Origin of the sequence: Catenulispora sp. GAS73 (genome assembly GCF_041262085.1) — a bacterium.
Lineage (GTDB): Bacteria > Actinomycetota > Actinomycetes > Streptomycetales > Catenulisporaceae > Catenulispora.
On the sequence record NZ_JBGCCM010000023.1, the window covers coordinates 125794 to 148027 of the forward strand.

13 protein-coding genes are annotated in these 22234 nt (G+C 70.8%); all 13 read right to left on the bottom strand.

All coding sequences use genetic code 11. The annotated features are described in order from the left end of the window. Window positions 1-17: 17 nt before the first annotated feature. Window positions 18-2294 (bottom strand): hypothetical protein, encoded by a 2277-nt coding sequence (locus ABH935_RS31300; RefSeq protein WP_370381541.1) that lies wholly within the window; start codon window positions 2292-2294, stop codon window positions 18-20. Next, entirely contained in the window at window positions 2291-6385 is a 4095-nt protein-coding gene (locus ABH935_RS31305; RefSeq protein ID WP_370381542.1) for a putative baseplate assembly protein, read from the bottom strand. Before ABH935_RS31305 ends, ABH935_RS31300 begins: the two co-directional genes overlap by 4 nt. 13 nt (window positions 6386-6398) lie before the next feature. Continuing rightward, window positions 6399-9632 (bottom strand): putative baseplate assembly protein, encoded by a 3234-nt coding sequence (locus ABH935_RS31310; protein WP_370381543.1) that lies wholly within the window; start codon window positions 9630-9632, stop codon window positions 6399-6401. After that, the gene (locus ABH935_RS31315) at window positions 9629-10051 is read right to left on the bottom strand and encodes a GPW/gp25 family protein (RefSeq protein WP_370381595.1); all 423 of its coding nucleotides are present in this window, start codon (window positions 10049-10051) and stop codon (window positions 9629-9631) included. The genes ABH935_RS31310 and ABH935_RS31315 overlap by 4 nt, the downstream gene beginning before the upstream one ends. A gap of 65 nt (window positions 10052-10116) precedes the next feature. Then, a complete protein-coding gene (locus tag ABH935_RS31320; RefSeq protein WP_370381544.1) occupies window positions 10117-10452 on the bottom strand; it encodes a hypothetical protein in 336 nt (111 codons plus the stop codon). A gap of 46 nt (window positions 10453-10498) precedes the next feature. After that, on the bottom strand, window positions 10499-11011 hold the full coding sequence (locus ABH935_RS31325; protein ID WP_370381545.1) for a phage baseplate assembly protein V: 513 nt from the start codon (window positions 11009-11011) through the stop codon (window positions 10499-10501). 20 nt (window positions 11012-11031) lie between these two features. Continuing rightward, window positions 11032-12162 carry a hypothetical protein gene (locus tag ABH935_RS31330; RefSeq protein WP_370381546.1) on the bottom strand — a complete coding sequence of 377 codons (1131 nt, stop codon included), beginning with the start codon at window positions 12160-12162 and terminating at the stop codon, window positions 11032-11034. After that, the gene (locus ABH935_RS31335) at window positions 12155-12538 is read right to left on the bottom strand and encodes a LysM peptidoglycan-binding domain-containing protein (protein ID WP_370381547.1); all 384 of its coding nucleotides are present in this window, start codon (window positions 12536-12538) and stop codon (window positions 12155-12157) included. Before ABH935_RS31335 ends, ABH935_RS31330 begins: the two co-directional genes overlap by 8 nt. Further along, the gene (locus ABH935_RS31340) at window positions 12535-13185 is read right to left on the bottom strand and encodes a hypothetical protein (protein ID WP_370381548.1); all 651 of its coding nucleotides are present in this window, start codon (window positions 13183-13185) and stop codon (window positions 12535-12537) included. Before ABH935_RS31340 ends, ABH935_RS31335 begins: the two co-directional genes overlap by 4 nt. Beyond that, window positions 13182-13736, bottom strand: a complete 555-nt coding sequence (locus ABH935_RS31345) for a hypothetical protein (protein WP_370381549.1) — start codon at window positions 13734-13736, stop codon at window positions 13182-13184. The genes ABH935_RS31340 and ABH935_RS31345 overlap by 4 nt, the downstream gene beginning before the upstream one ends. A gap of 60 nt (window positions 13737-13796) precedes the next feature. After that, window positions 13797-19886, bottom strand: a complete 6090-nt coding sequence (locus ABH935_RS31350; RefSeq protein WP_370381550.1) for a DUF4157 domain-containing protein — start codon at window positions 19884-19886, stop codon at window positions 13797-13799. Continuing rightward, window positions 19883-20284: a hypothetical protein gene (locus tag ABH935_RS31355; RefSeq protein ID WP_370381551.1), complete on the bottom strand. Its 402-nt coding sequence runs from the start codon at window positions 20282-20284 to the stop codon at window positions 19883-19885. The genes ABH935_RS31350 and ABH935_RS31355 overlap by 4 nt, the downstream gene beginning before the upstream one ends. Further along, on the bottom strand, window positions 20275-22233 hold the full coding sequence (locus ABH935_RS31360; protein ID WP_370381552.1) for an ATP-binding protein: 1959 nt from the start codon (window positions 22231-22233) through the stop codon (window positions 20275-20277). The genes ABH935_RS31355 and ABH935_RS31360 overlap by 10 nt, the downstream gene beginning before the upstream one ends. Window position 22234 lies beyond the last annotated feature (1 nt).

Here is a 22234-nt window from a genome sequence, read left to right on the forward strand (position 1 = left end):
TCACATCCCCCTGGAGGTCACGAAACGTAGATGATGCCGGCGTCGAAACCCGCCGGGGTCGACTCGGTGAGCCTGGCGGTCAGGTTGTCCTCGCGCTGGGGCTGGTAGAGGTCGTGGTACACGCCGAGCTCGGAGCCGTCCTCCGCGCCCCGGACGATCTCGCGCGCGCACCCGGACGAAAGCTGCGCGTACGCAGCCGTCCCGTAACGCTGCGATGTGAACAGCGGACGTACCCGAAGCGGCTCGGTCCGCTGCCACCCCGCAGCCTGATCAGCGGTCAGCAGCCCGTCCGCCAACCGCTCGGCGACCGCCGCCAGCACCAGATCCGGCTGGCTGTCATAGCGTCGCGGCGTCCTCGAACCCTGAGGTACGTAGCAGAACCGCACGCACCCCACGCCGCGCCGCGCGACGTTCACGTTCCCGTTCAGGATCGAGTTCTCAGCGATCTGAATCGCGTGTGTGTGCACCTCCCCGATCACCGTGGACCGATACAGGTGCAGCTCCGCGAACGCGATGCAGCAGTCCGGCCCGGACAGCGCCGGGAGGTCCGGCGCGGTCGCGTCCAGCACCGAGTCCGCGATGTGGATCGGCAGCGGATCGTGCCGGACCTCGTCGGTGATGACCAGGATCGAGCCGATGACGCTCTTTCGGATCTGCGTGCACGCCGTCGTCGCCTCCAGTATCAGGCTCGGCTCCTCCGGGAACAGCGGCCCGCAGTGGTGCGCCAGCGTCCAGCCCGGGACCAGCGTGCTGTCGGTGATCGACAGCGTCGCGATGTCGCCGTTGACCTGCACGCCGCGTCCAGTGATCAGCAGGCCGTCCAGCACGACGTGCGGCGCGTCGGTCCCGCGGTTCGGGTCGGAGGCCTCCGGGGCGTCCAACCCCGGGCCCCGGATCACCAGCGCGTCGGGCCGGTTGCTGTACCAGTCCAGCAGCCGGATCACCGGCCGCGCGCCGTCGGCGGCCCGCAACGTGAACCGCTCGCCGTATTCGAGTACGAACTCCAACTGCTCCTGGAAGGCGCTGCTGGCCGTCAGCTCGATGATGCCGTCGGATCCGGCGGTCCCGGCCGCCTGGTCCGCGCGCCACTGCTCGAAGGCGTCGGTGATGCGCTCGAAGCGCTCGCCGGGCCCGACCCGGTACGGCGCGACGTCCTGCGGCGTCGTCACCTCGCGCGGATACTCCCCGCCGCCGAGCGCCTCGACGCCCGCGTAGTGGTAGGTCACCCACACGCCCTGCCGCGGAGCGCTGCGCGCGTTGAACACCATGCGGCCGGTCTCCGGATCCACCACCACCTGCCCGCGCTTGGGCTTGTACGTCCACTGCGACAGGTCCGCGACCACGATGTTGGCCGGCGGGAACGGGTCGGTGTCGCCGTCGCGCCAGATGGCGAACGACTTACCCGGCCCGTACAGGTCGGCCAAGCGCTCGGCCAGCAGCCGGCGGCTGATCCGGGTCGGCACGTTGTCGATCGCCGCGCTGTGCTCCGCCGACGGCTCACCCACCGGGTTCACGACCAGCTGCGTGTCGTTGCCCAGAATCGAGAACGTGTACTCGTTGCGGGCCCGGTCGACGCAGTGCGCCGGGGCGTGCGTCAGGTGGAACGGCGCCAGGCGCCAGACGAACACGCCGACCTCCGGCGGTGCGTACCGGCCCGCACCAGGCGCCCGCGAGGCGGAGTCCACGCGCCGCACCTCGCCGCGGTGCGCGATGGTGTCGAACGGCGAGTCCAGCAGATCCAGCGCCAGACCCTCGCGCAGGTCCACCAGCCGCCCCCGCCGCTCGCGCACCGCGACCGCCGACAAACCGGTCCCCGGCAGCGCCGGGGCGAGTGTCGCAGGGTCCCCATAGCAGCGGATCGGCGCCGTGGTCGCGGTGATCCGCGCGAACTCCACGGCCTTGGCCGGCCAGTCCGCCACCGAACCGGCCACCTCGGCCAGCAGCGCCAGCGTGCCCTTGCGCCGCCGGTCGTGCACGGTGTCGGCGACGTCCCGGCGCGGCGCCAGCCGCCCGGCCAGCGCCTCGGCCACGCCGGTGCCGTCCCCGCCGGACAACGCCTCGGCGTACCCGGGCAGGATCTGGTAGCCGACCAGGTCGCCGAGATACGGCACCACCCAGTCGTCGCAGGTCTCGATGAACCAGTTCGCGTACAGCTGCTCGATGTTCGTCCGGGTCAGGTCCACCTGCTCGGCGATCACCGCGAGCAGCGCCCGCAGCGGTTCGCCGACCTGCGCGTCGCGCAGCTTGTCCCAGCGCGGCAGCAGATCGTACAGCTGGTCGGGGCTGCGGCTCATGACGTGATCTCCCTCAGGATCAGCGTGTCGGGCACGGAATCGGAGAGCACCACGAGCTGCGCCGGCCGGATGCCGCGGAACACCACGATCGAGTCGCCGATCGAGAGCACCACGTCGCGCAGGCCCGGGTTCAGCGCCAGCAGAGCCTCGACGGAGATCGCGTACTCGGCGGCGATGTGGCTGAGCGTCTCGGCCGCGCCGGTGGCCGGATCGGTGACCACCGTGTGCCGCGCCTCGTCGAAGGCGGCCAGCGCCGAGGGCACCGAGGTCGACGGATCGGCCAGGTTGGTGAACAGCGAGGTCAGGCCCAGCGGCGTCGTGCTTCCCGGAACCCCGGTGAACGCCTGCAGGTCCACGTGGTCCACGCCCGGCACCGCCTGCGCCGCCGCGATCACCTCCGAGGCGTACGCCGGCTGCCCCAGCTGCCGGTTCGACACCGACAACAGGTTCGTCAGGGTGCTGCGCAACACCGGCTCGACCAGGTCCCACGCCGCGTCCGGGGTCAGCTTCACCGACAGCGCCACGATCAGCAGCACCAGCTCGCGCACCGCCACGGCCACCGGCAGCTGCGGGTCGCCGAACTCGCTCAGCGCCGCGTGCAGCGAGGCCAGCAGGCCGTTGTCCGGAAGCAGCGGGCTGTCATCGACCCCTGCGACCGTCACGTGCACCACCTGCCGTGACCCGTCCGACAGCCGCTGCGCGCTGGCCCGGCCGATGCCCGCGTAGGACCGCGCGAAGTCCTCGTAGTCCGGCACCGACACCAGCCGGTCCAGCGCGGTCAGCGCCAACGGGATGTTGGACCGGGCCAGCTCCGGCGGATCCGGGTCCGCGCCGCCGGTACCGGCCACCGGGTTCGTCACCGCGCTGACGCCCAGCGGCCGGGTCGTCAGCTGTGTGACCTGACCGGCCGCCACGTCGCCGGAACGGCCGAGGCCCACGCGATAGCGGGCCCTGACATTCTCGGTGCCGGTGGGCAGGCGCGCGCCGGTCACGCCGTCGCCGAAGGTCACGACCGTCTTGCCGTCACTGGCCGTGGAAGTGGTGTAGATCCGTTCCGCGGGACCGTGTCCGGCGAAGCTGTCCACCTCCGTCCACAGCACCCCGTTCACCCGCACCTGGAGCGTGCTGGCCGCGCCGGACGGCGTGGTGCCGGCCGGCAGCCAGGTCAGCGGCGCCTGCCAGAGCTTGAAGGTCTGGTTCGGGGTGCCGGCGTCGCCGCTGCCGATCGGGTCGTCCCGGCTGGCGCCCTGGGTCGCGGCGGCCACGTTGCCGTGGATCTGCACCGTGGCGCGCTTGTAGGTGTACGCCAGCGCGGAGGCCAGTGTCAGGGTCGTGCGAACGGTGTCGCCGGGCCGGCTCGGATCGACGCTCTGGTTGACGCCGGCCACCATGGCCAGCTCCGCGCCGGTGACGCCGGGCGTGTTCGGGATGTCGGTGCGCTCGCCGGAGACGGCTATCAGCCGGCCCGGCGTGATGCCGGTGTAGAGCTGCGCGAGCTCGATCTCGGCGCCCTGGACGTCGTCCGGCACCGGCTCGGTGGCCAGCGCCAGCGTCTCGCCGCGGGCGTAGACGGTGGTGTCGCGGATCTGGGCCAGGTTGACGTCGGTGTCGTCCAGCCAGTCGTCGTCCAGGTCCAGCTGGGTGACCTTGCCGGCGATCCCGAAGTCCGCGCGGGCCTGCACCCGGACCGCCGTGACCCGGGTGATCACCCGGGCCAGCGAGGCGCCGGCCGGGTCCGGCCGCATCGCCGCCGCCGCCATCGCGGCCACCGCGCGCGACACCTGCCCGGCCGGGCCGCCCGCGCTCACCCGGCCGGCGGCCAGCGCCGCCGCGGTCTGCTTGCTCGGCCGGTCGATCACCACCCAGCTGCCGACCGCGATGCCGTCGTACGTCGAGTCCAGCCAGATCCGGTTCTTCGACGGCGTCGAGGACGGCGTGGTCAGGGCGACGCTGACGGTCGGCGCGCTGGAACCGCTCGCGGCGCGCGAGACCGCGACCGAGATGCCGTCGAGCAGCGAGGTGTCCGGCTTGTCGCCCTGGGCGAGGTGGAACTCCTTGGTGCCGCTGCTCTGGCCGCTGGTGACGAGGACGTGCACCTTGCCGTCGACGTCGACCGTCGTGCCGTCGGCGTCGACCGGCAGCCCGATGAACACGGTCCAGCCGTCGAACTGGTCCTGGTACGCGACCAGCAGGCCCGGCTCGTGCGTCGGCGCGGGGGCGGCGTCCGGGGCCGGGGCGGCTGTCTGGGGTGCGGGCTGGGGTGAGGGCTGGGGTCCGGGCTGCGCCGCGGCGGCCTCGTGGTGGCCGGGCAGGTGCAGATGCCAGGCCCCTGATTCGGGGGCGGCGGCCGGAGTCGAGGCCGCCGCGATCGCCGGGGCCGAGGTCGGCGCGGTGGGTGCGGTCGGCGCGTGCGGCGCCTGTGGCGGCGTCTGCCCCGGCGTCGGATAACTGGTCACCGTGACCGACATCGGCCCCACCTGCCTGGTGGTGGTCGCGGTCGGCAGGTCGAGGGTGGCGGTGTTGGGCCCGCCCTCCAGGTAGGTGAAGCCGGCCTGCTTCTGGACCGTGCCGGTGTCGACGTCGTAGTTCAGCAGGAGGCTGATTTCCTTGGTCCCGGCCAGCGGCCAGTCCGTGTAGCCGTTGACCTGCCCGGTGTGCGGGTCGAGGTTCGCGACCAGCGGCGCGGTCGCCCCGAAGGGCGTCGCCACGACGCGCATCGCCTGCAACTCCTGCAATGCCGACGGCGCGCTCACCGCCGTGTGCTGCCAGGCTTGGTAGAGCCCTGAGCTCACCTGCGGATCCAGCGCGGCCAGCAGCTGCGGGCCGAGGTCGGAGCCGATCGCGTACAGCGAGACCGGGTCCAGCGGCAGGTCGCGGGCCGACGGCGGCGGCGGGTTCGGGGTGGTGTGCAGCGCGGAGAAGATGCCGGCCAGACCTGCGAGCGCCGGGTCGCCGGTGCCCTGCCCCGTCCCGCTGTTCGCGGGCTGCGGCGGCTCCAGTGCCAGGCCCCGGTCGCGCAGGCTGGCCAGCTCGACGATCCAGGCGCGGAGCCAGTAGGCGACCGTCTGATACCGCTGCGCCAGGACCAGCGTCTCCACCGCAAGCTGCCGGGCCTGCTCGCAGGCCGCCGCCAGCGCCGCGGGCGAGGTGAAGCCGCCCGCCGGGTTCAGCTTCGCCTGCAGCACCTCGGTGTCGAAGCGGGCCGCCAGCGCGCTGAGCTCCGGGACCTTCGGGACGGGGGCCGGACTCGTCGGCTCGCTCACCAGCCCCAGGCAGTTCTGCAGATCGTATGTCAGATCTTTGAGGTTCGGCTGCGCCGGGCCCGGCAGCCCGACGACCGTGATCGCGTTCGCCTGGTCGATCGTGACGCCGGGCACCTGCAGCAGTATCCGTTGACCCTGCGCGGCCTTGTCGGAGCTGAAGACGAACAGCAACTGGTCGCCGGCCTTGACGTTGTTGGCGGTGCCGGCCAGGTAGATCTGCGCGCGCGCCTGCGCCTCGGCGGCTGTGAGCTGGTACGGCAGCCTGGTCAGCACGCTGAGTTGGTTCAGCGACGACCGGGCCGTCAGATCGTCGCCGATCTCGAAGTACTGCGAGTCGTTCCCCGGGGTCGGGACGCTCTGCGCGCGCGTGCCGGCCGGCAGCAGTGCCACCGTGTCGCCGCCGGGGTTCTGCGGCGGGTCGATGGTGAACGCGAGCGCCGTCCCGCCGGCCACGCCGGGCCGCGGCCGGTAACCGACCAGGCCGCCGAGCATCTGGATCGAGGCGTCCTGCGTCGCAGTACGCAGATATCCCTCGTCCGCGATCCGCTCGGAGTAGAAGCTGAGCAGGTCCCCGAGTACGGCCCAGGCGTCGAGCAGGGCGATCGCCGGGTCGTCGGTGCTGCGGACGGTCAGCTTGGACAGCGCCGGATACGCCGGGCTGGACAGCCGGGCCCGCAGCGAGGACAGGAACTGCCCGTGCGTGCCGACCCGGAAGGTCAGCGCGTTCTGCCCCGGCGGGTTGAAGACCGCGGCCGGAGTCTCCAGCGCGGTTCCGGTGCGGCAGCCGGCGCAGCCGCAGTTCGTCGGACAGCCGGACGACGACGTCATGGTGTCCCCTCCTTCACTTTCCGCCGGTGAGCGTCAGCCGCAGCCGGCCGTTCTCGGGCCGGTCGGCGTCGTTGTCGCACTGCGCGATCTCCAGCGGCCCCATCGGCAGCACCCCCGTCGCCAGCGCGCCCTGATCGGACGCGAACATCCGTTTGAGCTGTGTCACCTGCGCGCTCACCACACCCGGCAGCCCGGCGACGACCGCCGTCAGGCTGCTGACTCGCACCGGGTCGCCGAAGGCCAGAGCGGCGGAGCTGAAGAACGCCGGCGAGCCGTCGGGACGCGTGCCGGTGCCCAGCACGCGGCGGATCAGAGCCAGCAGATGGCCCTTCTGGTAGCCCGTGGCCACGCACACCGAGATCGCGATGTCCAGCGGGACCAGGTCCGCGCCGCCGACGCTCAGGTCGTGGCCGATCCTGCGGTAGTCCCGCAACGTGCGCTCCACGGTGGCCAGCAGCCGCTGCGACGGCGTCTCGCCGACGGCCGGCTCGATCGCGACGTGCGCCTCCTGACCGGCGCCGGTCCAGCGGATCTCGGCGGCGGCGCGCTCCACCCCCGGCACCGCGGCGGCCAGCTCGGCGTAGTCCGCGGCGGTGACCGCGCGCAGCCGCACGTCGCGCGGGGCCAGCGGAGCCTGCTGACGGACCTGGTCCAGGGGTTCCGGATCGGTGCCGCCGACCGCGGGCAGCGGGTTGCGCACCGCGAGCACGGCTTCCGGATCCGGCTGGTTGCGCTTCGAGCGCGCCGAGGCGGTCTTAGCGGCATCAGGGGGCTGAGGCGGGCAGACGATCAGATGGTTGATCGCCTCGGCGCCGACGTTGCCCTCGCGGCCGTTGCCCACGCGGTACGCCACCAGCAGCGTGTCTCCGGCCGGAGGCGGCGCGCCGTGCACGCCGTCGCCGAAGCGCAGCGTGAGACGTCCGTCGTCGCCGGTCTCGCCGACATAGTCGCGGTCGGTGGGACCGGAGGAGAGCAGGTCCCGCTTGGGCAGCCACGGGGTTTCGCCGGCGGTCGCGGCGGTCGCCGAGGCCTCCGGGAGCGCGGCGCGCGGGTTCTGGACCGTGGCGATCGAGGCCGGGCCGAACAGCCGCGGGTCGTGGACGTCGAGCCCTTCGGCGTAGACGCCGCCCCAGCTGTGGGTGATCTCGTATTCGACGTCCGGGCCCAGGACGGTGCCGCCGTCGGCGCGGTGGATCAGGATCTCCAGGCGGGAGACCTTGTCGGCCAGCAGGTGCCGGCTGCGTGCGAGCAGCTCCTGCAAGGCCCGGGCCGGATGGTGCTGGATGTGCAGCTTCTCGATCACCTCGGCGCCGAACAGCACGATCAGCTCATTGATCTGGTCGCGGGTCGGGCCCTCTCCGGCGCGGGCGTTGAGCCACAGCTGCTGGATGGAGTCCTGAACGCGGCCCGGCAGCGCGGCCAGCAGCGCCGCCTGGCTTTCGGCGATCGTGTCAGAGGTCGGATACGCGACCGCCTGGGTCACTGGCGCGTAGCGCAGCGTCGGGGTGAACTTCACCGCTATCGCCGGGTAGGTGACCTGCGCCAGCAGCGTCTCCAACACCGCGGCCTGCGACGCCGCGTCCGGCGGCTCGACCTGCTCGGTGCTCAGGTCCGGGGCCAGGATGATGGTCAGCCCGGCGCGCAGCACCTCGTCCGGCCCGACCGCCACGCGCAGGTCGCGAACCTGGTCGGGGGAGAGCTGGACGCCCTTGCGTGCGGCATCCAGCAGGTCGTGGATGGCCTGCACCGGCGCGTTGCCGCTCTCGGGATCGGCGCAGCCGAACACAGGAGGCTGACATCCGGAGGCGACCGCTTGGTCCGGCGGGATCGCGAACTGCTCGGGGCCGCCGCCGCAGAACGTGATCGAGCGACCGTGGTCGACCAGCATGACGTTCCCGCGCGCGACGCTGACGTCGGTGAGCAGCGCGCAGTCCGGGCCGCCGATCGCCGACAGGCACAGCGGGAAGGCCAGGGCGTCCTGGTCGTCCCAGGTCACCTCGACGACAGGCTGCTGATACAGCGGATCGATCCCCGGCGTCACCGAGGTCAGCCGGACCGCCTGGCGGTGCGTCGGGTCGGCGTCGGCCGGGGACCCGGTCTGCGGGCCCAGCACCTCCTCCAGCAGCAGGATGTGGCCCGGCGTGAGGTTCAGGGCGCGCGGCCGGTTCTCCTCGCCGTCCTTGCCGCCGGCCCAGGTGTCGACCAGGGTCGCCGAGGTGGTGCCGGTCGGCAGCAAGCACTGCTCCTCGCCCCAGGTCCAGAACGAGATGGTGTTGCGCGCCGGGTGCAGCGTCAGGTGGTGCGGCGCCAGCGGCTCGAAGACCTCGATGCCGACGTTCGGTGGCAGAGCATTGAGTTGGTCGTCGGTGAGCACCACCGGCAGATCCGGCCGGTCCTGGACCTGCAGGCGGCTGGTGTCGATCGCGGCGAAGCGGAACGTGCCCGGCGGCAGCTCGGTCGCGGCGGCGGCCTCGACCACGACGAAGGTGCGGGAGTTGCAACCGTCGTGCATCGCGTAATCGATGAGCCGGACGTGGCGGCGCACCGAGGTGCGCAGCCGGGCGGTGGCCAGGTAGGCTTCGGTGGCCACCGCGTCCTGCTCGTAGCTGAGCTGGTCGCCGACGTAGGCCAGCACCTCGACCAGGGTGACGCCGAGGTCCGGGGCGTGCCGCTCGATCCAGTCCGGGACGGTCAGCGACATCCGGTCCAGCAGCTGCTGCCGGATCGAGTTGTAGTCGCGGGTGGTGTAGTCGATGGCCGGCTGCGGGTGCACCGGCGCCGGGCAGGCGTCGGTCTCGGCGCAGTCGAAATCGGTCGGGCAGGACTGCCGGAAGCTGAAGTCCGCGGAGTTGTAGCGCGGGTCGAAGCCCGGGTAGGCAACGGTGCCGGGGCGGCCGTAGGGGTCGGTCTGGACGATCGACAGCGTGTAGGTCGAGCCGTCGCCGGGGCGGTCCACCTCGACCACGAGCTCGTCGTCCACCTCCGGGTCGTCGGCTCGCTCGATCTGCACGTCCAGCACCCGGATGCCGGTGACGCGGCGGCCGCCATCGATGCGGATGTTGCTCGCGTCCAGCTCGGCCGGCGCCTTGCCCAGCATCAGGACGCTGAGGACGCGGCCGGTGTCGTCGACCTCGACGCCGTCCAGGCCCATCCGGCGCTCCCGGCGGACCTTGGCCCGGCGGGTGTCGGTCAGGCACTGCTGGTCCGGCGCCGCGGTGCCGGTGCCGGTCCCGAACATGGCGGTCATGGCGTGCTCCCCGTGCTGCTGCCGGTCGGGCTGGCGACGAACACCTCCGTGGCCACCGTGCCGGTCGGGCGGATCAGATAGCTGAGATCGACCTCGACCGTGCTGTCGGAGCTGGTCACGGTCAGGGAGAAGATCTCGATGACGTCGCCGAGCCAGCGCTGCAGCGCGGCCTGGACCGACAGCGTCAGGGCCGAGGCCAGCTCCGGGCTGTTCGGCGAGAAGACCAGATCCAACAGGCCGCAGCCGTAGTCCGGGCGCATCACGCGCTCGCCGGGGGAGGTGAACAGCAGTTGCTCGATCATCTCCCGGACGTGGTCGTCGTAGCCGGACTCGGCGGTGCGGCCGCGGCGGTCCACCTGGAAGGGGAAGGCGATGTCCAGGCGCGGCACGGTGGTCGGCGGCGAGGGCAGGGAGATCATCGGCGGGAGTGGCTGCGGCGGTGGCGGGGTCGCCGGCGTCCTCGGGGTCGCGGGCGTCGTGGCCATCACAGACCCCTCACTCGCTGCTGCACCGTGGAGACCAGCGGCGCGCCCTGCGGGATCTGCTCGACGCTCTGGCAGATGCCGACAGAGCCCTGATCCAGGGTCGGCGCGCCGCCGACCGCGACCCGGGACGACGGCGTGACCCAGCGGATCGTCACGCAGGGCTGCGGTTTGCCGCCCGGCAGCGTGAACGGACAGCCGGTCACGGTGTAGACGTCTGAGAACCCGTCGAGCGGATCGCCGCCGAGCAGGACCCGGGACTGGGCCGGGACCGGGTTCGCGCGGCCGCCGTGCGGGCAGGTGATGGTCGCCTGGGTGTGGAGCAGATTTCCGGACACGAGCTGTTCCCCTCCGTGTTTCCTGCTGATGCTTCTTGGCGCCCGGTCATGTGACCTTGAACGCCTCCCCGTTGATCGTCACGCTGGGTCCGACCAGGTCGATGCTCGCGCCCTGGCCGTTGCTGATGTGGATGCCGGTGTCGTCGATGACGATCGAGGCGCCCGAGGGGGACTTCAGCGTGATGCCGGGCCCGCCCGGGGTGTCGGACATGACGAGGGTGTGCTTGCCCTGCGTCTGCAGGACCATCGGCGCTTGCCCCGGCACCGCGGCCTGCGCGTCGGAGGGCAGCTCGGTGGCGCCGCCGTACCAGCAGCCGGTCCACATCGGGTAGCTCGGGTCGCCCTGCTCGAACTCGACCCACACGCCGGCCCCGACCGGCGGGATGACGTGCATGCCCATGCCGTTGCCGGCCACCGGGAAGGACGGCAGGGCCCAGGAGGACATCTCGGCGCCCAGCACGTCCGGCACCTGGACCTGCAGGCGTGCCATGCTCATCGGGTCGATGTTGTTCACGACGCTGCCCCGGTATTTGCCGATGTACTTGGTCGGCTCGGTCACCGTTGGCTCCTTGCTGCTGCTTACGGCACCACGACGGGTGTCAGGGATATGAGTCCCTCGCGGACGAGGGTGAAGTTCTGCGTGTACTCGCCGGGCTTGAGGTTGTGGGTGACGCTTTTGACGTAGTAGAGGCCGTCGTAGGTGATGCCGGCGCCGCGGACGCCGACGAGCTCGCGGGGGCGCAGGACGTAGCCGTAGCGGGTGACGTCGAGCTGACCGGAGCCGCTGACGGCGTCGGCGGACTGCGCGGCGGCGGCCAGCGTCTCGGCCAGGGTCTGGCTGGCGTCCTTCTTGGCGGTGTCGTCGATGACGGTCTTCTTCAGCGCCGGGGCGGGCCGCAGGGCGAGCGGGGGTCGCAGGATGCTGACCTCCGGCACCGGCAGGACCGTGGAGGTGCGGGTGAACGGGATCTGGATGCGGGCCTGCGGCTGCTCGCGCGCCGTGCCGTCGAAGGCGAAGGTGAGGGAGTCGACGTTGGACAGGTCGTCCATGTTGACGCTGATCGCGTGCTGCGGGACGCCCAGGCGTACCTCCGGGCCCCAGTAGGCCTTGCTCTGGTTGGGGATCGGGCCGGGGTCGAGGTAGAAGACGAAGCCGTTGGCCTGCGCGAGCTGGTTGAGGTAGGCCAGGTCGGTGCCCTTCTGGAAGTCGATCCGCTGCGTCGGCGAGGGCGTCTGCGGGAAGATCTCCGGAATGACCAGCGGGATGATGCCGTACTGCGCGTAGTTGCCGATGATCTCGGCGCAGCGGGCGAAGTGCGGCATGGCGGCGAAGGCGGTCGCGGGCTTCTCCTCCAGGTCCATCAGGACCGTGAGATCCTCGCCGGTGACGGTGAGCGTCGAGGCCCCGGCCTTGCCGCTGATGCCGACCTCCTGCCGGATGATGACCCCGTCCATCAGCACCGACATGGTGCCGTTGACCGTGACCGCGATGACCACGCGCGTCTTGGGGTCGAAGAACCCGGCGGGCAGCAGCACCTGGTTCAGCGGCGAGTTCCTGGTCAGGTCGAAGGCCAGCTGGAACCCGCTGCGCTGGCCGGCGGTGACCGTCACCTGCGCGGTGAGCAGCGCGTCGGTGACCGGCTGCGGGACCGGCACCGCGATCTGCGGGCCCATCAGCAGGTGCAGCCGGATCAGCGAGACCTCAGCCACTGACGAAACCCCCGGTCCCCGGCGTCGCGCTGGGCATCCCGCCGGGCAGCGTGATCCGCAGCTTGGCCCCGGGCGTCACGGTGAGCTCCCGCGGATCCAGCTCCGGATTGGCATCGGCGAGCTGCCACCACTGCGTCGGATCACCGAGGTAGCGGTAGGCGATCTGATCGATCCGATCCCCGGCCTTGACCGTGTAGGAGTCCACCGCGGTGAGCATGTTCGGATCCGGCAGGAACCGCCGGGTGAGGTAGGGGATCTGCGTGCCGTCCGCGGTGGTGTGGACGGCGGTCGGCACGGCGTAGTAGCGACTGGTCCGCGGATACGACGAAGGCGTCGCCGCCGCGGCCAAGGCGGCCTGAGTGTTGTCGATGGTCATCCGATCCCTCCGATCCCGAGCACCCCGAGCTGCACCCCCCGCGGCACCTTCCGCGCCAAGGCCTCCTTCTGCGCCAGATGCGCCAGATAGAGCTCCGCACCGCGGTGATGCGTCGGCAGATCGCTGGTGGTGAGGATGTGCAACGTCAGATTGAGCGTGGCCCGCACCGGATTCAGATCGACGTCGAAGAGCTGCTCGGTCACCGAGAACTCGGTGATCCGCACCGGCATGACCCGACTGGGGCCCCAGGTGAAGAGCGTGAGCGGGGTCTCCACCGGCGTGATCTCAATGGTGCCGACATCAGCAAGAGCCTGATTCAACCGAATGGTGGCGGAGCTCGGCTGCACCAACATCTCCAGCAGAGCGAGCTGCGGCATGATCCCGTCCGGCGCCTCGATCTGAGGCTGATCGGTGGCATCGATCTCCACCTCGATCTTCCAGTCCTCCTTAGCCGGCCCCACCAGTCGCAGCGCCTCCAGCCGGTCGCCCTGCTGCCCGTCGGTGGCGGCCTGCGGCACGAGCGTGCGCTGCAGGCTGTCGGGGTTGAACTGCATGACGATGGCCACGGTGGGCGTGCCGGTGACGGGGTCGACGACGACTATGCCGGAGCGGATGGGTTTGGGGAGGTCGGCGTAGGTGATGGTCATGCCATGCCTTCTTCCTGACAGATTTCGAGGAGCATTTCGGCGATATCGCGGACGTCGTCGTCAGGGTCCCCGGCGGCCATCACTTTGATGATGGGGACCATGCCGGTCGTGACGCGATGTGAGGCCGCGAACAGGCCGGCCTCCCGGATATCCCGGTTGAAGTCCCCGAGGGCGTCAAGGATGCAGTCAAAGAAATCCTGGTCGAAGCTCGGGGGCTGCCCCAACCCGACCAACAGCGTCGCCTGGGCACGGTTCTGCGGCGAATCCGCATTGCGGAACATGCTCAGGAGCTGGTCGTAGGACAGAGGGAGGAAGTGCTCCTCAATGGCCCGCGCGATCTCCTCCGCGTCGGCCTGGTTGTCGCCGAGGACTTGGAGGAAACCGCGACCGCTTCGGGCATCCCAGCCGTAGTGCAGTTCGAGTCCGTCGTCGACCTTCCAGCCGCGGCTGGTGGTGGCGTCGCGGTTCTCCGGCTCGCCGAGATCCTGAAGGCCGACACGTTCGGCGAACGTCTGAACCACGCCTTCGTCCAGAACGCCACGAAGGATCATCCGCCTGCTTGTGTACTTCCAGGAGCTCAATTTCTTCTCTCTTCGCTCATGCCCGGCGCGTCATTTGCTTAGGTCTTGCTGGGTCAGCCACTTCCATCGGACCAGCAGAGTATCAATCTGTTTCTTCATGTCGTCGATGGCGGCTTGATCCTCACCCGGAAGTACTTGCAGCTTCTCCAACTCCAGGATGCGCTCGATGCTGGACATCAACTTCTGCGCGAGACCCGCTGGGCTCTCCTCGCCCCCCGCCGCGAGGGGATTCTTCGTCAGATCGCGCTTGGGCTGGGCCGCCGGAGCCAACAGCCTGGCCCTGCGCTTGCCGATGAGACTCAGCTGGTTCTCCGGGTCAGTGGCTTGCACCTCGCGTGCCACCTTCACCAGGGCGTTGGCCGACTTGACCGATCGGAACGCGACCATGGGGCCGTCCTTGATCTTCTCCAGGATGCCCTTGACGTCGGCAGGTGCCGCCGCGACTATCTCCTTGACCTCACCCATGGTCGCCAGACCCGCGGCCTTCAGGCGAGAGGTCTCGATCGCGGTCCGAAGCGTGACGAAGTAGCCGATGAGCGATGCCACTTTTCGTCCCTTGGCGTCGGTCGGCAGTTTGTCATAACCGGCTTCGGAAAACAGTTTCGCGTACTTCTGGATGTCCGCGGGTTCGAGATCCTTGATCGCGTGGTCGATGAAGTTGGTGTACTTGTCGAGATGCGTCAGCTCTGCGGCGGTGTCCGGGTCGATGGGGTGCAATTCGCCGGGCCGCATCCCATATCCTGCCCAGTTCATCGTGCTGTAGAGCCCTGAGTCGCCGTACTCGAATTTCTTGACCTGTTCTTTCTTCGCGACCCGGGATTCGAGCCGAGCCGCCGCGTCCAGGGCGTCTCGCGGCGCTGCTGTCGTGTTGGTCTCCAACGGGACCCGGTTGGCGTCTGCCGCGTCCCGCTCTGCCTGGTTCTTCGCGGCATCCGCGGCGAGTTCCTGCGCCCGCCGTTCCTGGCGGTTCTTGATGACCTGTTCCATGCGATGCTGGGCATGTCCGACGATCTGCACCATTTTCAGCAGCTCGGCGTCGGATACGGTCTGCTCCGGATTGATCGCGGCCACGATCTGTGAGGTATCGCCGTCGCTCATCGACAGCTTGCTCAGGCGGTACCACGTCCGCATCCCGAACAGGGCGGCCCGCAGGACAGCCCGAGGCACACCCCGCCTGAGCATGAACTCGACCTTCGGCTTGATCCGCGCGACCGCGGCCGCCAACCGCTCCTCAGGGCTCTTCTGTGGATGCTTCTTCTTCCACCAGTCCGAAGCCTTTTGCTTCCACTTCTGGAACGTCTGCTTGACCTTCTTCGCGCCGTTGAGCAGCGCCTTGCCCAGCTTCGTGTGCGCCAGGCGGTGGCCGAGGGCTTTGGCGCCGCGCTTGAGGGCGTTCCAGCCGCGTTTGGCTAGGGCGCCGGCGCGTTTGAGGCCGTTCTTGGTCAGGCTGCCGAGTTTTTTGGCGCCGCGCTTCAGTGCGGCCATGGCCTTGCTGGCGCCCTTCTTGGCGGCGGTGAAGGCCTTGCCGGCTGCCTTGCGGAGGGTCTTCGCGCCGCGGCTGAGGGCGGCCATGATTTTCTGGGCGATGCCCTTGAGTTTGCTCGTGATGCCGCTGGCGGCGCCCTTCAGTTTGGACAGGAGCCAGTTGGCGATGAAGTCGATGAGGGCTACCGCGCCTGATGCCACTGTCTGGGCGAAGAGGCAGGCTGCTTGGCCGTACTTCACCGCCTTCAGGAACTTGATGAAGGTGCTGATGGCGGCGATGATGCGGCTGATGGTGTTGTAGGCGGCGACCAGGCCCTGGATGATTTTGAGGACGGCTCCGGCTGCGGGGATCAGGGCCGCTATCACGTTCTCGATGACCAGTTGGATGATCATCTGGGGGAGGGCGGTTATCAGTGCTTTCCAGGCCATCTTCACGATCTGGCCGATGCTGATGCAGCCCTTGACCAGGATGTCGAAGATGGCCTTGCCGAGGCCGATGATGCTCTCGATCTTCTGCGTGAACCAGTTCTTGACGGCGCTGACGATCGCGCCGAACAGGTAGAGGCGTACGCCGTCCTTCACGGCGGTGGCCAGGTTGCTGATCCAGCGGCCGGGGTTCTGGGCGATGTCGACGATGATGGAGGCGAACTCGCCGAAGATGGCCAGGGCTTGCTGGGCCCAGGTGATCAGGTTGTTGATCTGGTTGCGGACGTAGTTCACCGCGGCGATCAGCCCGGCCTGCAGGGCGTCGAGGATGCTCGACAGGATGCTGCCCAGGGCGGACAGGAGCTTGGTGACGGCGGCCTTCAGGCCGTCGGCGATCGCGTTGACCTTGGCGATCGCCTTGTCGCGCCAGCCCTCGATCAGCTTGCGGAACTTGTCGCGGATGCCGGGGAACGCCGCCAGGAGCACGTCGCCGAGGGCGATCAGGCCGGCGGCGAAGGCCTTGATGAAGCCGACGATGGCCTTGGCGGCCAGGTCGATCAGGCCGGTCACGAACTTCGTGAAGGTGCTGATGATGCCCTGCACCAGCTTGCGGGCGGCGTCGAAGATGTCGTTGATGGCGTGGCAGATGGCGTTGAACGCCGCACTGATCTTCGACTTCACCCAGCCGAAGAAGCCGCCTCCGCGGCTGCGCTTCTTGGCCTTCTCCTTACGCGCGTCGTCCTCGGCCTTGGCGCGCTGGTCGTCGATGTTCTTGTTGTCAGTGTCCTGACGGTCCGTGATCTGCTTGTCGGTGCTCTTGGCCTGGGTGTCGATGTCCGAGCGGGCCTTGCCGTGCCGGGTGTCGGCGTCCTTGTTCGCGTCCGCGATCTTCTGGTCCTGCTCGGCCCGCCACTGCTGACGCCCCTGGTCCGCCTGCTGCTTGACGTTCCCGCGCTCGTCGGTCTGCTGGCTGCTCGCCTCCTTGACGGCGGCGTCGATCTGCTGCTGGTTCTGCTCGTGCGCCTGGGTGGTGTCAGTGTCCTTCTTCTGCTGCTTGGTGCCCATCTGCGTCGAGCCCTGGTCGAACGCGGCCTTGAACTGCGGCCCGCGCTCCTGCTGGGCTACCACCGACGTGGCCTGCGCCATGCTGTTCGCGGCGCCCGCACCCGCGCCGCCGGCCCCGGCGCCCGCGCCGGCCCCGGCCGCAGCGGGCCCGCCCTGCGCGCCGGCGGGGCCCGGCACCGCGCCCTTGAGCGTCTCAGGATGCACATTCGGATAGATCTGGGTCTCGCCCAATGGCAACGCAGCATCCTGACGCCCGACCGCCGCGACCTGCCCCGACCGGTCGTGCAGCGTGTCCATCTGCTGGTCGGTCTGCGCCGGGTCCTTGTCCCCGGTCAGCTGGACCGTCGGTGCCGGACCGACCGTGGTGTGCAGCGAGGGGTCGGTGGTCGGGATGTTGTTGATCGACCCCTGGACGCGGTCCGCCTCCTCCTGCGTGACCTTGCCCTCGGTGTCGCCGGCGACGCTGGGCGGCTGCACGTTCGCCGCCGGCGCCGGGCCCTTCGCGACCTGCTTCTCCTGCGGCTTCTGCTCCACGCCCTTCTGCTGTGGCGGCGGCGCCTCCATCTTCGGGACCTGAGTCGCCACCGGCGGCGCGGAGGTCGGCGGCCCGTTGAGCACCTGTGGCGCCCCGGACGGCCGCTGGATCGACGGCGGCGCGGCCGCCAGAGCGGTCCGGTCCTTGCCGACCGAGGTCTGCACGGACTGGTCGACGCCGCCGATCGTGGCCTGCATCTGGTCCGGTGGCAGGGTACTGATGGTCGCCAGCGCGGCCTGCGGCTCCTGCGTCGCGACCTGCGGCGGCGCCGGAGCTGGCGGAGCCGCGTCGGCACCCCCGCCTCCGCCTCCGCCGCCACATCCCTTGCTCGCGTCGTCCGTGTCCGGCGCCGTGTTCGCCGCACCGCCGCAGCTTCCGCCGCCGGCCTCCAGCGAGCCGTCGGCCGGGGGAGCGCTATCGGCCTGCTGGTCCGGCTGCTGCGCGGAATCAGGGCCCGAAGCATCAGACTGCTGATCCGGCTCGGCCGCACCCGGCGCACCGTTCTCCGGAACCCCGGACGCCTCGTCGACCTGCGGGCCGCCCTCGGGCTGGCCGTGCTCGGCGGCCTGTGCCAACTCCCCGCCGTCGGGACCGGCGTGGGCTTCCGGGCCGGACGGCGCGGACTGGTCGTCCAGACCCGGCTCGTCCGCTCCGGACGGCGCACCGCCACGAACGTCGGTTTGCGACGGCGCCGCGCTCTCGGCCGCGGGCTCGGTCTCCGGCTCGGTCTCGATCGCATCCGGGCCGACCTGCCCGGGATCGGTCTGCGCCTGCGTCCCCTCGTGCTGCTCCTGCGCCTGATCAGCGCGGTAGTCGGCGGTACGCTCCCGCGCCTCCTGCTCCGGCGGCACGTCGGGGTTGACGGCGTCGTCCTTCGGCGGCGCCGGGAAGCTCGGCACGCTCGGCTCGACCACCGAGCCGTCGGAGGACAGCTTGATCTGGTCCGCGGTCGGGACCGCACTGACATCGAGGTCTGACGTGGGGAGGCCGTCGGACACCGGCCCGGCGGTGCCCGCAGCACCGGTAGCACCGGCAGCCGTTCCGCCGCCGGCACCCGCCCCGCCGGCACTTCGGGAAGCTGCTGGACCCGCAGCCCCCGCGGTCGGCTCAGCCTCCGGCGTCACCTCAGCCGGCGCCGCCACCTCGGCGGTGGCGTCTGCGGGCAGCCCGATCGGCTCCTCGCCGGGCGGCACGGTGTCGTGCTTCTGTTGTCCCTTACGCCGCAGCAGCCCGTGCTGAAGCAGAGGGCTGTCGAGCGCGAACGCGGCGTCGTCGACAGCTCCGGCCGCGACGTTGCCGAACCCGCCGTCGCCAGCCGAAGCGCTGACCACGGCCCCGATTCCGGCCGCCCCGAGCGCCCCCGCCGCCGGTTGGGCTCCCGGCGCACCCGGCACCTTCTTCTCACCGGCCGCGGCGTTCTGCGCCTTCTCGGCGCTGTCCTTGCTTTGCTCAGAGTCCTTGGCGACCTCGGCCTTGTCGTGCTGGTCCTTCTTGGCGACCTTCTCGTGCGGTTCCTTGTCGTGCTTCTCGCTGTCCTTGTCAGCGGTCTGCTGTGCCTTGTCCTTGTCCTTGTCCTGGTCGTTGTCCTTGGCCTCGTGCTGGTCCCGGTCCGTCTCGGCCTTCTCAGCCTTCTCAGCCTTCTTATCCCGACTCTCGACCTCGACGACCTCGCCGTGCGACTGCCGCTCTGTCTCCCGGTCGTCCTGCTCGCCCTCCGGATCGGGCTCCGACACCGGCCCCGGCGTCTCGTGCGAGTCGATCGGCGGATCGCTGGCCTGGTCGTCGAGCTTGCCGACCAGCGCCATGACCTTGGCGAAGTCCGAGGACGGGATGCGCTGCCGCATCGTGTCGAGCACGTTCTCGCGCAGCTCGGGCGCGAGTTTCGCCAGCTGCAACTGGACGCGGCCCGACCGGTCGTCCGGGTCGCCGCGCAGCGAGCGCAGCAGCCCGGCGACGAGCCGGTCGACGACGGTCGCCGGGTCGAGTTGCTCAGTACGCTGATTGTCGGCGCTGACCGTGGCGTAGCGAAGCAGCCCCGGCGCCGGCTCCAGATGCTCGCGCACCTGCCGCGCCTGGTTCGTGGCCCGGCCGGCGGCCAGCCCGCGCGCCGCGCGCTCGGCCTCCTGCTCGATCGGCTCGGAGGCGACGCTGACCCGGCCGAGTCCGCCGTCGCCGTCGCGCCGGCCGCCGAGCGATCCGCGCGGCTGCGGGCTCTGGACGGTGTGCAGGATCTCGTGAGCCAGGAGCCTGCGACCCTCCGCCGTTTCCGGGCGGTACGCTCCGGCGGCGAAGAAGATCTCCGGCCCGACGGTGACGGCGTCGGCGCCGATCAGCTCGGCCAGACCGGCGGCGTCGCGGTCGGTGTGCACACGGACGCGCGACAGGTCGTGGCCGAGCTGCACCTCGAAGTCCCGGCGCAGTCCCCAGTCCAGCGGGCGGCCCGCCGAGGCGAGGATCTTGCCCGGCTCGACGGGACGCGGCGCGGCCGGACGCGGCCGGGTCAGCGGCTGCCGCTGCTTGGGCTGACGCTCGCGACGCTTGCCGCCCTTGCTGCTGTCCTTGTTCGAGTCCTGTTTCGCCTGCGGCGCCATCGCCGCCGGGGCGCTCATGCCGCGCTCCTGGCCGACTCAGGCCCCGATGGACCAGATGGACCAGATGGACCAGATGGACCAGATGGACCAGGCCTTGCGGAGCGGCGTTGCGGAGACGGCGCAGTAGATATAGGAGAAGCCTGCGCCGTCGCGCCACCAGAAAGCCCGGCGAACAGCGCGTTCGCCAGCGCCAGCCCGAATCGCCGCGCCGAACCGGTCGCCGGCAACGGCGCCAGTGCCGCGACGGCTTCGGCGACGCGCTCCGGCCGCAGCGCCTCCATCGGCAGCCCCTTCCAGCGCACCAACCGACCGAGTTCGCGTTCGAACACGCTCGCCACGCCCGCGGCGTCCAGTGCCCCGAGCCCGGTGAAGACCAGCTCGTCGATCTCCAGGTGCACCTCGCGGATCAGATCCATCCGGCCACCTCGCCAGGCGGCAGGGAGCGCTCCTGCTTCAGGTACTCCGTCCTGGCGGCGGCCAGCATGTGCCGCATCTGCAGCTCCTCGCCCTCGTCGGCGGCGAGGAACGCGGCGGCCAGCGCGATGTTGCGGATCGAGCCGCCGGCCACGGTCAGCCGGGCCAGCAGCGCCGGGTCCAGGCCGCGCGCGGGGGTCTGCTCCGGGATGACGCGGCGCCAGATCTCGGCGCGTTCGGGGATGTCGGGGAACGGGAAATCGACGACGAACCGGATCCGCCGCATGAACGCGCTGTCGAGCGCCTTCTTCATGTTGGTGGTGAGGATCGCCAGCCCGCGGTATTCCTCCATGCGCATCAGCAGATAGCTGACTTCCAGGTTCGCGTACCGGTCGTGGCTGTCCTTGACCTCGCTGCGCTTGCCGAACAGCGCGTCGGCCTCGTCGAACAGCAGCAGCGCGCCGCCGCGCTCGGCACCGTCGAAGACCTTGCGCAGGTTCTTCTCGGTCTCGCCGATGAACTTGCTGACCACCTGGGACAGGTCGATGACGAACAGGTCCAGGCCGAGCTCGCGCGCCACGACCTCGGCGGCGAGGGTCTTGCCGGTGCCCGAGCCGCCGGCGAACAGGGCGGTGACCCCGAGGCCGCGGCGCAGCACGGCGTCGAAGCCCCAGTCGCGGTAGACGGTCGCGCGTTGCCGGACGTGCGCGACGATCTCGCGCAGGATCGTGCGCTGCGCGGTCGGCAGGACCAGGTCGTCCCAGGACGCGCGCGGCTCCACCCGGCGGCCGAGGTCGGCCAGGCCCATGCGGGCCTCGGCGAGACCGGCGCGCCACAGGAGTTCGCCGGGGTCCTGATCAGCAGCCGCGTCCTGGCCTTCGGCGGCGTGCCGGACGGCGACACCGGCGGCGCGGATCACGTGCGCGGGCAACGAGAACTGCGCGACGAGCTCACGCAGCTTCGGCTCGGCGAGCGCAGCAGTGCCGTTGAGCGTGGACGCCCAGAGCACGTGCTGCTCTTCGGTAGTCGGCATTGTCGCGCCGACACGTTCGCGGTGGACGCGTAGGGTCGGCAGCGGATCAGGGCTCGACAACGCGAACGGGGTGGTGCCGGCCGCGAGCACGGCCTCCGCGCGGGCCGCGTCTTCAGGGCCGTCGACGTCGACCAGCAGCGCGGCGGGCAGCAGGACGGCTTCGCGTTCCCACAGACGCGCCAGAGCGTCGCGGTCGGTCGGGTCGGCGGGGAGCTCGCCGGCGCGGACGGCGTAGAGCCGCAGGCCGCAGGTCGCGGCGGCGTGGGCGGCGATCTCGATCCGGGTCTGCCGGTCGGCGCCGACGATCTCGACCCGCGGCTCGCTGTCAGGACGCTGCCAGACCGCTGCGATCCGCTCCGCCGCGACGTGCTGAGAGGTGGGCAGCGCGTCGGGGCGCGGCGTGGCCTCGATGAGGCCGTGCAGACGCGGGTCGAGGTAGGGGGCGCCGAGCAGGAAGTGCAGGACGCGCTCGTCGATGTGGATGCGGGCGCTGGTCAGCGCGTTGGACTCGTCGATGGACAGCAGCATCCAGCGGCGCAGGGGAGCGACCGGTGTCAGGGCACTCCAATGCGGGTCGCTCAGCGCGGCCAGCCCGAGGCCGAAGGTGGGATACCCGAGCTCCGGTCCCGAGGCGGCGGCGCACGCGGCCGGAGTGCGCGGGTCGATCTCGGCGGCGGCGGCCAGGACGAGGAGGTCGCGCTCGAAGGGGGTGAGACCGAAGCAGGCGGTGACAGTGTCCAAAGCGGTGGCACCACTGGTGCCGGCTGCCTCGGCGGAGGGGCGGCCGCCGTCGGCTTCCTTATCAGACCCCTGCTTGCTCTCCGCATGCGCGTCCAGCCGCCGGAGCACGTCCGAGATCGCGGCGGCCAGCGCCCGCAGGTGCTCCTCACCCCGGCCGTCCGGGCGCGCCCCGCTCATC